Source organism: Azospirillum humicireducens (assembly GCF_001639105.2).
Classification (GTDB): Bacteria; Pseudomonadota; Alphaproteobacteria; order Azospirillales; family Azospirillaceae; genus Azospirillum; species Azospirillum humicireducens.
In genome coordinates this window covers 1,000,302-1,014,950 of sequence record NZ_CP028903.1, presented here as the reverse complement: position 1 = coordinate 1,014,950, position 14,649 = coordinate 1,000,302, and the positions used below count along the sequence as shown (strand labels likewise).

14 protein-coding genes are annotated in these 14,649 nt (G+C 66.2%); 1 reads left to right on the top strand and 13 read right to left on the bottom strand.

From position 1 onward, the window contains the following. Window positions 1-415: 415 nt before the first annotated feature. The 12 genes from A6A40_RS31635 to A6A40_RS22190 form a co-directional block, all read right to left on the bottom strand. A complete protein-coding gene (locus A6A40_RS31635) occupies window positions 416-616 on the bottom strand; it encodes a hypothetical protein (RefSeq protein WP_418208624.1) in 201 nt (66 codons plus the stop codon). Window positions 617-662: 46 nt separating this feature from the next. Beyond that, window positions 663-1,277 (bottom strand): MaoC/PaaZ C-terminal domain-containing protein (locus A6A40_RS30930; RefSeq protein WP_236783948.1); only part of this gene is annotated, 615 nt, incomplete at its 3' end. 298 nt (window positions 1,278-1,575) lie between these two features. Continuing rightward, window positions 1,576-1,800, bottom strand: coding sequence for a transcriptional regulator (locus A6A40_RS22235; RefSeq protein WP_146191607.1), 225 nt, complete (start codon window positions 1,798-1,800; stop codon window positions 1,576-1,578). A 17-nt stretch (window positions 1,801-1,817) separates the two neighbouring features. After that, window positions 1,818-3,449: an NAD(P)-binding protein gene (locus A6A40_RS22230; protein ID WP_108548002.1), complete on the bottom strand. Its 1,632-nt coding sequence runs from the start codon at window positions 3,447-3,449 to the stop codon at window positions 1,818-1,820. Next, window positions 3,449-4,483 carry a thiamine pyrophosphate-dependent enzyme gene (locus tag A6A40_RS22225; RefSeq protein WP_108548001.1) on the bottom strand — a complete coding sequence of 345 codons (1,035 nt, stop codon included), beginning with the start codon at window positions 4,481-4,483 and terminating at the stop codon, window positions 3,449-3,451. Before A6A40_RS22225 ends, A6A40_RS22230 begins: the two co-directional genes overlap by 1 nt. Before the next feature lie 12 nt (window positions 4,484-4,495). Continuing rightward, a complete protein-coding gene (locus tag A6A40_RS22220) occupies window positions 4,496-5,743 on the bottom strand; it encodes a pyruvate ferredoxin oxidoreductase (RefSeq protein WP_108548000.1) in 1,248 nt (415 codons plus the stop codon). A 16-nt stretch (window positions 5,744-5,759) separates the two neighbouring features. After that, a complete protein-coding gene (locus A6A40_RS22215; RefSeq protein WP_108547999.1) occupies window positions 5,760-6,317 on the bottom strand; it encodes a 2-oxoacid:acceptor oxidoreductase family protein in 558 nt (185 codons plus the stop codon). Window positions 6,318-6,673: 356 nt separating this feature from the next. Continuing rightward, a complete protein-coding gene (locus A6A40_RS22210) occupies window positions 6,674-7,447 on the bottom strand; it encodes an HpcH/HpaI aldolase family protein (protein ID WP_108547998.1) in 774 nt (257 codons plus the stop codon). After that, window positions 7,444-8,730 carry a glycerate kinase type-2 family protein gene (locus tag A6A40_RS22205; RefSeq protein ID WP_108547997.1) on the bottom strand — a complete coding sequence of 429 codons (1,287 nt, stop codon included), beginning with the start codon at window positions 8,728-8,730 and terminating at the stop codon, window positions 7,444-7,446. Before A6A40_RS22205 ends, A6A40_RS22210 begins: the two co-directional genes overlap by 4 nt. A 30-nt stretch (window positions 8,731-8,760) precedes the next feature. Beyond that, entirely contained in the window at window positions 8,761-9,651 is an 891-nt protein-coding gene (gene glxR / locus A6A40_RS22200; RefSeq protein ID WP_108547989.1) for a 2-hydroxy-3-oxopropionate reductase, read from the bottom strand. A gap of 81 nt (window positions 9,652-9,732) precedes the next feature. Further along, entirely contained in the window at window positions 9,733-11,067 is a 1,335-nt protein-coding gene (gene gudD / locus A6A40_RS22195; protein WP_108547996.1) for a glucarate dehydratase, read from the bottom strand. Between the two features lie 97 nt (window positions 11,068-11,164). Next, a complete protein-coding gene (locus A6A40_RS22190) occupies window positions 11,165-12,436 on the bottom strand; it encodes an MFS transporter (RefSeq protein WP_269467687.1) in 1,272 nt (423 codons plus the stop codon). Between the two features lie 646 nt (window positions 12,437-13,082). On the opposite strand from A6A40_RS22190, the gene A6A40_RS22185 reads away from it, so the two are divergent. Continuing rightward, entirely contained in the window at window positions 13,083-13,316 is a 234-nt protein-coding gene (locus tag A6A40_RS22185) for a hypothetical protein (RefSeq protein WP_108547995.1), read from the top strand. A 35-nt stretch (window positions 13,317-13,351) separates the two neighbouring features. Here the strand turns inward: A6A40_RS22185 and A6A40_RS22180 are convergent, their stop codons facing one another. Next, entirely contained in the window at window positions 13,352-14,305 is a 954-nt protein-coding gene (locus tag A6A40_RS22180; protein WP_108547994.1) for a LacI family DNA-binding transcriptional regulator, read from the bottom strand. Window positions 14,306-14,649 lie beyond the last annotated feature (344 nt).

The window sequence follows — 14,649 nt, the reverse complement described above, 5'->3', positions numbered from 1 at the left end:
CCGCTTCCGTTTCCCCGTCATCGGGTCCGTCCTTCTTCCTGGGCGAACCAAGCTTAGCCGACTGTCCGGGAAACGGGGACCAGCTCAGTGCTCACCCGCGCGTCGATCTACATCGGGGATGCACCGAGAACGCGGATGGGCCAGTATCCAATCGGCACTGACAACTGGGGCAAGATCATGAACGGCCGTGCCCATAGAATGGAGCTCTGATGGCTGTTGATGACGCCCACACCCCTACCAGACCGGCCACCCGGCGCACCACCCCTCTTCAGCTTAAAGTAGCATCCCGCCCAGCACCGGCTAGGACGCGCCCGCTGCGGACAAGTTCTGAGAACTTGAGGCTGGAAGAGCCGGCATTGATGACGAGGCAGGCGTCGCTGCCGGAATTGGAATGTGCAGCCATGACGGAAACGTCCTATTCGGCGGCCAGCGCGAGCTTCGGCTGGCGTTTTGCGGCGGCGACAAGCGAGGCGACGGCGCAGGAGGCGAGGCGCGCCCGTACATTGTCGGCGCGGCTGGTGAGGATGACCGGAACCTTGGCGCCCAGCACGATGCCGGCGAGGTCGGCGTTGGCCAGGAAGGACAGCTGCTTGACCAGCATGTTGCCGGCCTCCAGGTCGGGGGCGAGCAGGATGTCGGGCTGTCCTGCGACCGGGGAGGANGACCAGGATCGGGTCGATCAGGCCGGCCTGGGCGGCCTCGACCGCTCCCTGGAGCGAGCTGGCGTCACAGGGATAGGCCACGGCGGTGACGACCGGCGGCAGCTCGTCGCATTTGGCGAGCAGGGCGTCGTGCTTGTCGTGGCGGATCATCTGGATCTGCGGCAGCTCATGCGCCGGACGGATGACCTTCTGAGTGGGAGCGATCACCTCGGCCGTGCCGAGGACGACCACCTCGCCGTCCTGGTTGGTGCAGACGCAGTCGAAGACGACCACGTTCTTCGCCGGGCGCTTTTCAACCACGGTGACGGTGGCTGTGACGACGTCGCCGAGCCCGACCGGGCGGCGGAACTGCAGGCTCTGGCCGGCATAGAGCGAACCGGCGCCGGGCAGATAGGTGCCGAGCACGCCGGAGATCAGCGAGCCCGACCACATGCCCGGGCCGATCACCTTCTGGAAGCGGCTGTCAGCCGCGAATTTCGGGTCGAGATGGGCCGGGTTGATGTTGCCCGACACGGTCGCGAACAGCTCCACATCCATCAGCGTCAGCTGGCGGGAAAGGCTGGCCGTCTGGCCGATACGGATTTCGTCGAAGGTGACGTTTTCGATGCTGTCCATAACGTGGACACTCCGTGGAAGAGGGAGGCGAAGCGGCAGGCTGTGTCGGTCGGCAGCCATAACCTTGGCTAGTCTCGACGAGCGCGAAATGACAGCGCTGTCATTCATTGATGATAGCGCTGCCAAAAACCCTAAGGAAGCGATCTCGGTGTCTGTCGGCACCCCTGCGTCAGCATGGCGCATGATTAGAAAATGTTTGAGGATGGAGCGGTACGCGGGGGACGGGACTTCGAAAAACGCTATCTCGAAAAATCAGATTAGCGATCCCGCCAATAGGTGCTCAATACAACTTCACGCTTCAGCTCAGCCTTGCCCCGCTCCCCCAGTTGATGAATTCCACGCCGACCGATTCGAAAGTCCGGCGTAGGGACGTGACGATCAGGCTATCGGCCGCGTTGCGTCCGTTTTCGAAGCCGGCAACGGCCTCCAGGTCGGCGCCCGACCGCCGTCCCAGGTCTCCGACGCTCCAATCCAGCAGGTTCCGGGCTGTCCGGCACTGATCCGGCGTCATGATGCTGTTCATCGAGCCCATCGTTTCCCTCACACCTCTTCAGGAACCATATCGATCGCACCGCAGGGGCACTCCGCGGCGCAGATGCCGCATCCCTTGCAGAAGTCGTCGTTGATTTGGAAGCGCTGCCCCGGTCCTAGCTTGATGATAGCGTTGTCAGGGCAGACGCCGAAGCAGTTGTCGCACTCAAAGCAATTGCCGCAGGACAGGCAACGGCGTGCTTCGAACTGCGCCGTTTCCTCGTCCAGCCCACCATGCACCTCGTCGAAACTGGTGCTGCGCCGAAGCAGGTCCAGCGTCGGCTGCACGGATTGCGGAGCGTCGGTGTAGTACCAGCTGTTCAACCGCTCGAAGACAGCATCCGGGTGCTTGGTCGGCGTTTCCACTTCCATGCCACGCAGGTAGGCATCGATGTGGCGGGCCGCCTTTTTGCCATGCCCGACGGCCACGGTGACGGTCCGGTCCGACGGCACCATGTCGCCGCCGCAGAAGAGGCCGGGATATCCGGTCTGCAGGTTTTCGCCCACCTTGACCGTGCCGTCCCGATTGACCTCGACGCCCGGCACGCGCTCGATCACCGTCGTGTCCACCTCCTGCCCGAGTGCGAGGATCAGAGTATCGCCGGCGATGGACTCATAGTCGCCGGTCGGCTGCGGCCAGCCCTTCTCGTCGAGCGCCATCTTCTCGACCAGCATGGCGCCGTCCTCGACGGCCGTGATGGTGCGCAGCCAGTTCAGGACGACACCCTCCTCCAGCGCCTCTTCGACTTCGAAGTCGTGGGCCGGCATCATTTCGCGGGTGCGCCGATAGACGATCGTCGCCTCTTCGGCGCCGAGACGCTTGGCGGTGCGGGCAACGTCGATCGCCGTGTTGCCGCCGCCATAGACGACGACGCGGCGGCCGAGCTGCGGCGGCTCATCGCCGCATTCCATCCCGCGCAGCACCGAAACGGCGTCCAGCACCCGTCCGGCGGCGACGGCGGGGATGTCGACACGGCGGGCCAAATGGGCGCCGATCGCCGCGAAGCAGGCGTCGTAGCTTCCGTCAGCCATTGCCTGGGGAATGTCGGCGATGCGGGTGTTCAGGAGAATCTCCACTCCCATCGCCGTGATCCGCCCGACCTCCGCGTCCAGCACGTCGCGGGGAACGCGGTAGCTCGGGATGCCGAAGCGCATCATGCCGCCGACTTTCGGACCGGCCTCGGCAATCGTGACGGCATGACCCAGCCGCGCCAGATGGTAGGCGGCCGAAAGGCCCGACGGACCGGCGCCGATCACCAGCACGCGCTTGCCGGTCGGCGCGCCGGCCTTGACCTGCCAGCCCTCGCGGATGGCGAGATCGCCCAGGAAGCGCTCGACCGCATGGATGCTGACCGGCTGGTCGAGCTGGCCGCGGTTGCAGGCACTCTCGCAGGTGTGATAGCAGGCGCGCCCCATGATGGCGGGGAGCGGGTTGTCCTGCATTAGCACCTCCCATGCCTTGCGGTAATCTCCGCTTTCGGCGTGGTAGAGCCAGCCCTGGATGTTCTCGCCGGCCGGGCACTGCTTGTTGCAGGGAGGCAGGCGATCGCCATAGACCGGCTTTGCGGTTCGCCAGGAGCCGGTCAGATTGTCGAGCGACGATCCGACGTCAAGCGTGATCGCGAAGGGATGGTTGGACATCACGCGGTCTCCTTCCGGTCATCGGACATGCGCAGCAGGTCGAAGCGGCGGATGTTGGCGTCCGCCATCGCCTGGATGCGGGCAAGCGCCTCGCCGGCGTGCGGAGCATCCGGGCGGAACAGGTGGGCGAAGCGGCGCTGCGGTCGCAGATACTCCTCCACCGGCACCCGGCGGCGGATGGGTTTGGTAGCGGTGATCTCCCCATGCTCCGCCTCGAACAGCGGGAACAGGCCGCATTCGACCGCCAACCGGGCGAGCCGGATGGTGTCGTGGCTGGCCGAGCCCCAGCCGAGCGGGCAGGGCACCAGGACGTGGAGGTAGCGGGCGCCGCGCAGCGACATCGCCCGGTTCACCTTGGCCTCCAGATCGTGCAGGTCGGCGACGGAGGCGGTGGCGACATAGGGAATGTTGTGCGCCATGGCAATCAGCGGCACGTTCTTGCCGGTGCCGAAGACATTGCCGGGGGCATCTTCAGCCACGGGTGTGGTTGCCGTCCGGGCGGTCGGCGGCGTGGCCGACGAGCGTTGTACGCCGGTGTTCATGTAGGCCTGGTTGTCGTAGCAGACATACAGTACGTCGTCGTTCCGCTCGAACATGCCCGACAGGCAGCCGAAGCCGATGTCGGTGGTGCCGCCGTCGCCGCCCTGGGCGAGGACGCGAACCTCCTGCCGTCCCTTGACCCGCATCGCTGCGGCGACGCCGGCCGCGACCGCCGCGGCGTTGCCGAACAGCGAATGGAGCCACGGCACCTGCCAGGAGGTCTCCGGATAGGGCGTGGTGAACACCTCCAGGCAGCCGGTCGCGTTGACGCAGACGAGTTGGGAGTTGGCCGCACGCATGGCGGCATCGACAGCATAGCGTGCACCGAGCGCCTCGCCGCAGCCCTGGCAGGCGCGGTGGCCGCAGGTGATGGCGTTGCTGCGGCTTTCCGACGACTGCACCGTGCGCGACGCCGGATCGAGCAGGCGATTGCCGACGGTCAGGGTGCCGGTCTGGTAGAACTTGACGGTCTGGGATGGGCCGGTTTGCGGCATGGCAGTCCTCCGTTACAGCAGACCGCCTGCGCCCATCCGGCGCAGGACGTTCTCGGCGATCGGGCCGCTGCGCCGCGTCTGTGCCATCCGCGCGATCTCGGCCTCGACAACCTCGGTATTGAGGTCCAGGAAATGGAGTGTGTTGTGCGGCTCCTGCTCCACCACGGCCAGGAACCGCGACAGCGATGCGCGGGTGATGGGCCGTCCGCCGAGCCCGGCGACCAGCGTATGGACGCGGTTGCCGTGCCCGCGCAACGCCATGCGGACATGGCTTGCCAGGACGCCGCCCATGCCGATCGCCAGATTCTTCTCCAGCACGACGACCCGTTTGGCGGGGAGCAGGGCGCTGCGCACCTCTTCAAGCGGGAAGGGGCGGAAGGATCCGATATGGAGGGCGCCCACCGCGTGGCCCTGGTCCCGCATCTCGTCGATGGTGTCCTTGATGGTGCCCATCACCGACCCCATCGCGACGACGACCGTATCGGCATCCTCCATCCGGTAGCCGCGCAGCAAGCCACCGGACTCACGGCCGAAGACGCCCTTGAACTCCGCGGCGATGCGCGGGATGGCGTCGAGCGCCAGCATCTGCTTGTGATGGGCGAGATAGCGCACTTCCGTGAAGGCTTCCGGCCCCACCATCGCGCCGATCGACACCGGATCGCGGGGGTCGAGGACCTGCACCGGTTCGAAGGGCGGCAGGAAGGTGTCGACCTGGATCTGCTCCGGCACGTCCACCCGTTCGACCGCGTGGGTCAGGATGAAGCCGTCGACATTGACCATCACCGGGCAGGAGAGTTCTTCGGCAAGGCGGAATGCCTGGATGTGAAGATCGACCGCCTCCTGGTTGGTCTCCGCGAACAGCATGATCCAGCCGGCGTCGCGCACGGCCATCGCATCGGAATGGTCGTTCCAGATGTTGATCGGCGCGCCGATCGCGCGGTTGCCGAGCGTCATCACGATCGGCAGCCCGAGGCCGGAAGCGTTGTAGACCGCCTCCATCATGAACAGCAGCCCTTGGCTGGATGTGGCGGTGTAGGTGCGGGCGCCTGCCGCCGACGAGCCGATTGCGACCGACAGCGCGGCGAACTCGGATTCGACGTTCAGGTATTCGCAGCCGGTCAGGCGCCCGTCACGCACCAGTTCCGCCAGCCCCTCGACGATGTGGGTCTGCGGCGTGATCGGATAGGCGCAGATGACCTCCGGCCGGCACAAGGCGATAGCCTCGGCCATGGCCCGGCTGCCTTCGATCTGCTTCAGCATGGAAACTCCTCCCGCCTCAGGCGAGGCAGTGTTCAAAAGCCGCAGCCGCTGCGTTGGCATTCGCCTCGCCGATGCGGCCGGGGAAAGCCTCGCGGATGGCGGCAAGCACCGACTCCAGCCGGATCAATCCGGTCATTGCGGCGAAGCCGCCAAGCAGCGCAGCATTAGGCAGGGGGCGGCCGACATGCAGCCTCGCCAGTTCACCGGCCGGAACGCAGCGTGCATGACCCGGCGGAAGGCGGCCGAGAACGCCGTCCAGATGCAGCTCATCCAGTCTGCGCGGCGAGTTGATCAGCACAAAGCCGTTGGCGGGCAGGCCTTGGAAGACATCGACCGTCTGGAACAGCGTGGGATCCTGGACGATCAGCGCGTCGGGTGACAGCACCGGCTCGCGCAGACGGATTTCCCTGTCGTCGATCCGGCAGAAGGAGACCACCGGCGCACCGGTACGCTCCGATCCGAAACTGGGGAAGGCCTGGGCATGGCGGCCCTCTTTGAAAGCCGCAACGGACAGCATTTCGGCGGCCGTGACCGCCCCTTGTCCTCCACGGCCGTGGATGCGAACCTGGAACATCGGCTGTTTCCTTGAAGAAGGTTCAGACACGCGCACAGGAAACGGAATCTGCGGACAACCGTTATGACAGCGCTGTCATCAACAGTATTAGCGCCCTTGTATCCAAGACAGAAGGCGAAAATGAGCCGAAGGCGTAGTGGTGCGACCACCTGTCGCGACGCCGGTATTCGAGGTCAACCATCTTTTCGGTCTTTGGTGGGAGAGGCATCAAGCCTAGACCGCATCGGCGTGAGGCAGTGTCTGAAGCCTCAATCGCGCATGAAAAATTTTGGCCCTGCGGACGTTGTTTTGTCCGCAGGGCCACCATCACTTTAAAAACTGGAGAGTCTTCGCCCGTCTTGCAGACGGCTTCGATATCAGGCGTTCGTCTTGAACTTTGCGGCGAGCTGTTCGGAGGTGCGGGCAAGGATGCCGAGGTCGGATCCGACGGCGACGAAGGTACAGCCCAGCTCGATGTAGCGCCTGGCGAGCGCCTCGTCGGCCGACAGGATGCCGGCCGGCTTGCCGCAGGCGCGGATGCGGGCGATTGCGTTCTCGATCGCCGCCTGCACCTCCGGGTGCTTGGGATTGCCGACATGGCCCAGCGCCGCCGCCAGGTCGCCGGGGCCGATGAACACGCCCGTCACCCCCTCGACCGCCGCGATCTCCTCGATGTTGTCGAGGCCACGGCGGCTTTCCACCTGCACCAGGACCGCAAGCTCCGCCTCGCACAGCTGCGGATAGTCCTTGATCCGGCCGAAGCCGCTCGCCCGCGGCGCGGCCGAATAGCCGCGCACGCCATGCGGCGGATAGCGGGTGTAGGCGACCGCGTTGGCCGCCTCCTCCGCGCTCTCCACATAGGGGATGAGGAAGGACTGCACGCCGATGTCCAGGTAGCGCTTCAGCGTCACCATGTCGTTCCATGGCACCCGCACCACCGGATGTGCCCGTCCGCCGGCCGCCGCAGCCTGCAGCTGGCTGTAGACCATCGGCAGCTCGTTGGGCGAATGCTCGGTGTCCAGCACCAGCCAGTCGAAGCCGGAGCCGGCGATGATCTCCACCGTCACATGGCTCGACAGGATCGACCACAGGCCGATCTGCAGGTGGCCGGCGTCCAGCGCGCGCTTGAAGCTATTCTGGGGAATGGTCATGGCTTTACCTCATGGCTCGGCGCGCCGATCAGGATCGCGCGGAAATCATTGACATTGGTCAGGGTCGGGCCGGTCACCACGCCGTCGCCCAGCGCCTCGAAGAAGCCGTGGCCGTCGTTGTCGGCCAGGCTGTCGCGCGGCTTGAGGCCGAGGTTCCAGGCCCGGGCCAGCGTGTCGGGGCCGATGACGGCGCCGGCGATCTCCTCCTGCCCGTCCACCCCGTCGGTGTCGCCGGCGATGGCGTGGATGGCCGCATGGCCGTCCAGCGCGATGGCGAGCGACAGCAGGAACTCCACATTGCGGCCGCCGCGGCCCCCACCGCGCACCGTCACCGTGGTCTCGCCGCCCGACAGCAGGATGCAGGGCGCGGTGAAGGGCTGGGCACGGTCGGCCACCTGCAGGGCGAGGCCGCCCAGCACCTTGCCGACGTCGCGCGCCTCGCCTTCGATGCGGTCGCTCAGGATGTGGACCGGATAGCCGGCCTCGCGGGCGACGGCGGCGGCGGCCTCCAGCGCCATCTGCGGCGTGGCGATCAGGCGGGCCTCGCAGCCCGCCAGCCGCGGGTCGTCCGGCTTGACGCTTTCGCCGCGCCCGCTTTCCAGCACGTCCAGCACCGCGGGCGGCACGTCGATGCCGTAGCGGCGGAGGATGGCCAGCGCGTCGGCGCAGCTGGTGGGATCGCCGACGGTGGGCCCCGACGCAATGTCCATCGGGTTGTCGCCGGGCACGTCGGACAGCAGCAGGGTCAGCACCCGTGCCGGGGCGCAGGCGGCGGCGAGCCGGCCGCCCTTCACCGCCGACAGGTGGCGGCGCACGCAGTTCATCTCGGAAATCGTGGCGCCGGAGGCGAGCAGGGCGCGGTTGACCGCCTGCTTGTCCTCCAGCGTCACGCCGTCCAGCGGCAACGCCAGGAGCGCCGAGCCGCCGCCGGAGATCAGGCACAGCACCAGATCGTCCGCGCCGAGGCCGGAGACCAGGGCGCGGATGCGCTCGGCCGCCGCCAGCCCGGCGGCGTCGGGCACCGGGTGGGCGGCCTCGACGATCCCGATGCGCTCACACGGCACCGCATAGCCGTAGCGGGTGACCACCAGCCCGGAGAGGTCTCCCGGCCAATGGTCCTCGACCGCCCGCGCCATCGCCGCCGAGGCCTTGCCGGCGCCGATCACCACCAGCCGGCCCTTGGGGGGCTCAGGCAGGTTGGCCGGCACGCACAGCGCCGGCTGGGCGGCGGCGATTGCGGCCTCGAACATCTGGCGCAGCAGGTCGCGCGGAACGGTCGACATGGAACGAGCCTCCCTTCTCAGGCCTTCAGTTCAGACCTTCTGGCCGATCTCGAAGTTGGCGAGCATTTCCAGGGCGCGGACCATGCCGGAATGGTCCCAGGCCTTGCCGCCGTTGGCGGCGCAGGCGTTGAACAGTTCCTGGGCGGTTGCGGTGTTGGGCAGGCTGACGCCGAGCGAGCGGGCGGTGGCGAGCGCGAGGTTGAGGTCCTTCTGGTGCAGCTCGATGCGGAAGCCCGGATCGAAGGTGCGCTTGACCATGCGGTCGCCATGGACCTCGAGGATGCGGGAGTTGGCGAAGCCGCCCATCAGGGCCTGACGGACCTTGGCGGGATCGGCGCCGGCCTTGGCGGCGAGCAGCAGGGCCTCGCCGACCGCCTCGATGGTCAGCGCGACGATGATCTGGTTGGCGACCTTGGTGGTCTGGCCGTCGCCGTTGCCGCCGACCAGGGTGATGTTCTTGCCCATCAGCTCGAACAGCGGCTTGACGGTGGCGAAGGCTTTCTCCGGCCCGCCGACCATGATGGTGAGGGAAGCTGCCTTGGCGCCGACCTCCCCGCCCGACACCGGTGCGTCGAGATAGTCGCAGCCCAACTCGTTGACGCGGCGGGCGAAGTCCTTGGTGGCGACCGGGGAGATGGAGGACATGTCCACCACGATCTTGCCGGCGCTCAAGCCTTCGGCGACGCCGCCGGCGCTGAACAGGACCTTTTCGACGTCCGGGGTGTCGGGGACCATGATGAAGACGATCTCGGCCTGTTCCGCCACTTCCTTGCCGGAGCCGCAGGTCACGGCACCGCCGGCGGTCAGGGCGTTGGGCACCGGGCCGACAGTGTGGACGAACAGCGCGTGGCCCGCCGCCTGCAAGTGGCCCGCCATCGGCGCGCCCATGATACCCAATCCGATAAAGCCGATCTTGCTCATCTCAATTCCTTTTCGTGACGTCTTGTCGTTTCAGGCAAGGAGCGGGGCAGCAGTCCTGCGGGCGGTGCTGCCCCACCACAGTCAGCGCACCAGGCAGGGGCGCTTGTTGTCGAAGGTCCAGCCGGAGATCAGGTACTGCATGGCGATGGCGTCGTCGCGGGCGCCCAGGCCATGGTCCTTATAGAGCTCATGCGCCTTGGCCATCTGGTCCATGTCGATCTCGACGCCCAGGCCCGGCTTCTGCGGCACGGCGACCAGACCGCCCTTGATCTGGAACGGCTCCTTGGTCAGGCGCTGGCCGTCCTGCCAGATCCAGTGGGTGTCGATCGCGGTGATCTTGCCCGGCGCCGCGGCGGCGACGTGGGTGAACATCGCCAGCGAGATGTCGAAGTGGTTGTTGGAGTGCGAGCCCCAGGTCAGGCCCCATTCATGGCACATCTGGGCGACGCGGACGGAGCCCTGCATGGTCCAGAAATGCGGGTCGGCCAGCGGGATGTCGACCGACTGCAGCTGGATGGCGTGGCCCATCTGGCGCCAGTCGGTGGCGATCATGTTGGTCGCCGTCGGCAGACCGGTGGCGCGGCGGAACTCCGCCATCACCTCGCGGCCCGAATAGCCCTTCTCGGCGCCGCAGGGATCCTCGGCATAGGCCAGCACGTCGCCCTTGCCCTTGCACAGGCGAATCGCCTCTTCCAGCGACCAGGCGCCGTTGGGGTCGAGCGTGATGCGCGCTTGCGGGAAGCGCTTGGCCAGCGCCGTCACCGCCTCGATTTCATCCTCGCCGCGCAGCACGCCGCCCTTCAGCTTGAAGTCGTTGAAGCCGTAGCGGTCGTGGGCGGCTTCGGCCAGCCGGATCACCGCCTCAGGCGTCAGGGCGACCTCATGGCGCAGGCGGAACCAGTCGTTCTTGGCATCGGGTTCGCTGCGATAGGGCAGGTCGGTCTTGGTGCGGTCGCCGACATAGAACAGGTAGCCCAGCATCTCGACCGCATCGCGCTGCTGGCCCTCGCCGAGCAGTGCGGCGACCGGAACCTCCAGGAACTGACCCAGCAGGTCGAGCAGCGCCGCTTCCAGAGCGGTGACGGCGTGGATGGCGATGCGGAGGTCGAAGGTCTGCAGGCCGCGGCCGCCGGAGTCTCGGTCGGCGAAGGCCTTGCGGGCGGCGTTCAGGATGTTGTTGAAGGCGCCGATCGGCTGGCCCACCACCAGGGCGCGGGCGTCCTCCAGGGTCTGGCGGATCTTCTCGCCGCCGGGGACCTCGCCGACGCCGGTGTGGCCGGCGCTGTCCTTCAGGATCACCACGTTGCGGGTGAAGAACGGGGCGTGGGCGCCCGACAGGTTCAGCAGCATGCCGTCATGGCCGGCGACCGGCACGACCAGCATTTCGGTGACTTTGGGGGAGGATTGGGAAGCCATGGTGGGTCTCCAGGGAAGGGGCGCGGCGATTGGAGCCGCGCTCCGCTTCGGATGATCGTGTGATGAGGGGGGCGGATCGGGTCCCGGCGCGGACGGCTCAGAGCTTCTTGAGTTCCACGCGCTTGATCTCGCCGACGATGAACAGGTAGCTGAGGATCGCGACGGCGGCGTTGGCGGCGACGAAGATCAGCGCACCGTCGAAGGAACCGGATGCGGCGACCAGATAACCGATGACGATCGGGGTGGTGATGCCGGCGGTGTTGCCGAAGGTGTTGAACAGGGCACCCGACAAGCCGCCAATCTCCTTCGGCGAGGTGTCGGCCACCACGGCCCAGCCCAGCGCACCGACACCCTTGCCGAAGAAGGCGAGCGCCATGATGGCGACGACCAGCCATTCGGCATCGACGTAGTTGCAGGCGATCATGCTCATCGACATCAGCATGCCGAGCACGATCGGCGTCTTGCGGGCAACGGACAGCGAGTAGCCCTTCTTGATCAGCCAGTCGGAGATCACGCCGCCCAGCACGCCGCCGATGAAGCCGGCGATGGCGGGAACCGAGGCGATCAGGCCGGCCTTCAGGATGGTCATGCCGCGGCCCTGGACGAGGTAGACCGGGAACCAGGTCAGGAAGAAGTAGGTCAGTGTGGTGATGGCGTATTGGCCGATGTAGATGCCCAGCAGCATGCGGTTGGACAGCAGCTGCTTCAGGTAGCCGAGCTTCGGACCGCCGCTGGCCTTGGCCTTCTTGGCGTTGTCCATGTCGACCAGACCGCCGCCCTGCTCGATGTGATCGAGCTCGGCCTTGTTGATGAGCGGGTGGTCCTTCGGGCTGTACAGAACCTTCATCCAGACGAAGCCGAGCACGATGCCCAGCACGCCCATGACGTAGAAGACGTACTGCCAGCCGTAGGTTGCGGTGATCCAGGCCATCAGCGGGGCAAAGATCACGGTGGCGAAATACTGCGCCGAATTGAAGACGGCCGAGGCGGTGCCGCGTTCCGCCGTCGGGAACCAGGCGGAGACGATGCGAGAGTTCGCCGGGAAGGACGGCGCTTCTGTCAGGCCGACCATGAAGCGCAGGGCGAACAGCGCGAGGATGGCTGTGCCGGCGCCGAGGAAGCCGACGAAGCCCTGCATCAGGGTGAAGATCGACCAGGTGATCAGGCTGAAGAAATAGATGGTCTTGGAGCCGAAACGGTCGAGCAGCCAGCCGCCGGGAAGCTGGGCCAGCACATAGGCCCAGCCGAAGGCGGAGAAGACGTATCCCATGGCGACGGCGTCGAGGCCGAGCTGCTTGGAGGCGGCGGGACCGGCGATCGACAGCGTGGCGCGGTCGGCATAGTTCACAGCGGTCAGGATGAACAGCATGAGCACGATCAGGTAGCGCACATGCGTCGGCTTCGCCTGGGTGGATGCTGCCTTTGTGGCCGTTCCGTCAACCGCCGTCTCGGTTGGTATGGAGGCTTCAGCGGACATGGACATTGCTCCCTATGATACCGCCCGGCTCCAGCCCGTTTCTTGCTTTTTGGGGGCTTTGGCTTGTGCCTTGCGGAAGGTCACGGTTTGGCGCTTTCGCGGGTCCTGCCCAATGGGCGGTCCCTTGGTTTCGCAGCGCTATCAGTGACCAATTGATAGCGCTGCCATTCCGCAGAGCCAAGGGGAAATTTGACCGTGTCCACGGCATCAATGACAACGCTGTCAGCGAAAAATGGGCGTGATGCGCCTAACGCCCTGAAAACAAAAAGCTCTTCTCGCAACCTGCGGCAGGGCGCCGCATCCTTTGCCTGGGTCGGGCTACACTTCTGGGGAGTGGCATGATGTCCGCGTCTTTCCAGCGCCTTTGCTATGACGCCGGCAAGTCATTGCCCAATAATAGCGCTGCGAGCGGCAAGGAACGGGCGGACCTGTCTCCATAATAGCGCTACGCTGCGGTGCAGCATCGGAAAGCCAGTCATGCGGAACAGGCTGTTGCACGCAGTGACAGCGCTGTCAACAATACTGGAGAACGACGGGGATGGTCCCGCCGCCCTTTCACCCGATGCAAACGCATCGCGATCAGGAGCGTAAAATGTCAGAACAGCCGGCGGAATTTCATCGCTTCGCCCTGAAGTTCATGGTCATGGCGATACTCGCGGCGGCGGTGGAGCTTGCCGTGCTGCACGGGATCGACTCCGGCGATACGGAAGTCGGCCATGCGGAGTGGGTCCGGAATGTTCCGGTGCTGGGTATCGACCTTCCTTTTACCTGATCGGGCGCTTTGCCTGATCGACGGACAGGTCGGGCTCAGGTGCTTTCCCGCTCCACGATCTCGAAGCCGATGTCGACGATCTTCTCGACGGGCTTGTCTTCGAACCGCGCGAGCATCGCTTCGGCCGCCAGCAGGCCGATCGCCCGCCGGTCGATCCGTACGGTGGAGAGGGCGGGATAGGTGTAGGGGGCGAATTCAAGGTCGCCGAAGCCCATGATCGCAAGATCGCCCGGCACCGACAGGCCGCGGGCCTGGGCCTCGGTCAGGACGCCTTGTGCAAGCGCGTCGGAGCTGCAGAAGACGGCATCCGGACGCTGAGGCCCATCCAGCAGCTTCGCCAGCCCATCGCGCCCGAGCTTCAGGTTGCCTGGCGCCGGCAGGATCGCGACCTGGATGTCGGTGACGCCGCGTTCGGCCGCGGCCTCCTCGAAGCCCCGGCGGCGGACGGCGGCGCGTTCGTCGCTCGCCCAGACCAGGCCGAGGCGGCGGTATCCCTTGCCGATCAGATAGGCCGCAACCGCGCGCCCGAGCTTCTCATGCGAGAAGCCGACGAGCATGTCGATGGGCGTGGGCGTGAGATCCCAGGTCTCCACGACCGGAATCTTTGCCGCCAGAAGCCGCTGCCGGCTTTCGGGCGAATGGGTGATGCCGGTGAGGAACACCGCGTCGGGGCGGCGGCTCAGCACCGTGGCGAGCAGCTCGTCCTCCCGCGATGAGGGATAGCCCGACAGGCCCAGCAGCACCTTGTAGCCGGCCTCGCCCAGCCGGTCGGTGAGACATTCGACCGCTTCGGCGAAGATCGAGTTGCCGATGGTCGGGACGATGGCCGCCACCAGCCGGCTGCGCTTGGAAGCGAGGCCGCCAGCCAGCAGGTTCGGCACGTAGCCGGTGCGGGCGATCACCTCCCGGATATGATCCAGCGTGTCCTTGGTCACCAGTTCCGGTCGGTTGATCGCCCGGGACACAGTGATCGGCGCCACTCCGGCCATCCGCGCCACTTCTTCGAGTGTGACGCTGCCGGAAGACCGGCTCGAAGTGCGGGAAGCGGCTTTTTTCTGATCCGGCTGGGGCGCCTTCTTTCCTGGCTTCCGTTTGGTATGGGTGGACAGGGGATCTGACACGAATGTCCCTTCGGTAAGCCGGTTCAAGAGTTCATGACAACATAGGGCTGCCGATTGCCATTTGCCACGTTCTGGAGGTTCAACCCCAAGGTCCGGTGGCAACTTTCTTCGGCAAGATGAGCGCGAGGATGGGCGACTTGTCGCAGAAGACGATTAAGAAAACCCTTCTCAAGGTACGGGCGCAACGCTACGGTGGTAGCTGACAGCGCTGT

What these genes read in the sequence shown, in the direction of transcription:
- A6A40_RS22235 (WP_146191607.1), bottom strand. Translation starts at nt 1,800, where the DNA reads ATGAACAGCATCATGACGCCGGATCAGTGCCGGACAGCCCGGAACCTG.
- A6A40_RS22230 (WP_108548002.1), bottom strand. Translation starts at nt 3,449, where the DNA reads ATGTCCAACCATCCCTTCGCGATCACGCTTGACGTCGGATCGTCGCTC.
- A6A40_RS22225 (WP_108548001.1), bottom strand. Translation starts at nt 4,483, where the DNA reads ATGCCGCAAACCGGCCCATCCCAGACCGTCAAGTTCTACCAGACCGGC.
- A6A40_RS22220 (WP_108548000.1), bottom strand. Translation starts at nt 5,743, where the DNA reads ATGCTGAAGCAGATCGAAGGCAGCCGGGCCATGGCCGAGGCTATCGCC.
- A6A40_RS22215 (WP_108547999.1), bottom strand. Translation starts at nt 6,317, where the DNA reads ATGTTCCAGGTTCGCATCCACGGCCGTGGAGGACAAGGGGCGGTCACG.
- A6A40_RS22210 (WP_108547998.1), bottom strand. Translation starts at nt 7,447, where the DNA reads ATGACCATTCCCCAGAATAGCTTCAAGCGCGCGCTGGACGCCGGCCAC.
- A6A40_RS22205 (WP_108547997.1), bottom strand. Translation starts at nt 8,730, where the DNA reads ATGTCGACCGTTCCGCGCGACCTGCTGCGCCAGATGTTCGAGGCCGCA.
- glxR (WP_108547989.1), bottom strand. Translation starts at nt 9,651, where the DNA reads ATGAGCAAGATCGGCTTTATCGGATTGGGTATCATGGGCGCGCCGATG.
- gudD (WP_108547996.1), bottom strand. Translation starts at nt 11,067, where the DNA reads ATGGCTTCCCAATCCTCCCCCAAAGTCACCGAAATGCTGGTCGTGCCG.
- A6A40_RS22190 (WP_269467687.1), bottom strand. Translation starts at nt 12,436, where the DNA reads ATGCTGTTCATCCTGACCGCTGTGAACTATGCCGACCGCGCCACGCTG.
- A6A40_RS22185 (WP_108547995.1), top strand. Translation starts at nt 13,083, where the DNA reads ATGGTCCCGCCGCCCTTTCACCCGATGCAAACGCATCGCGATCAGGAG.
- A6A40_RS22180 (WP_108547994.1), bottom strand. Translation starts at nt 14,305, where the DNA reads ATGGCCGGAGTGGCGCCGATCACTGTGTCCCGGGCGATCAACCGACCG.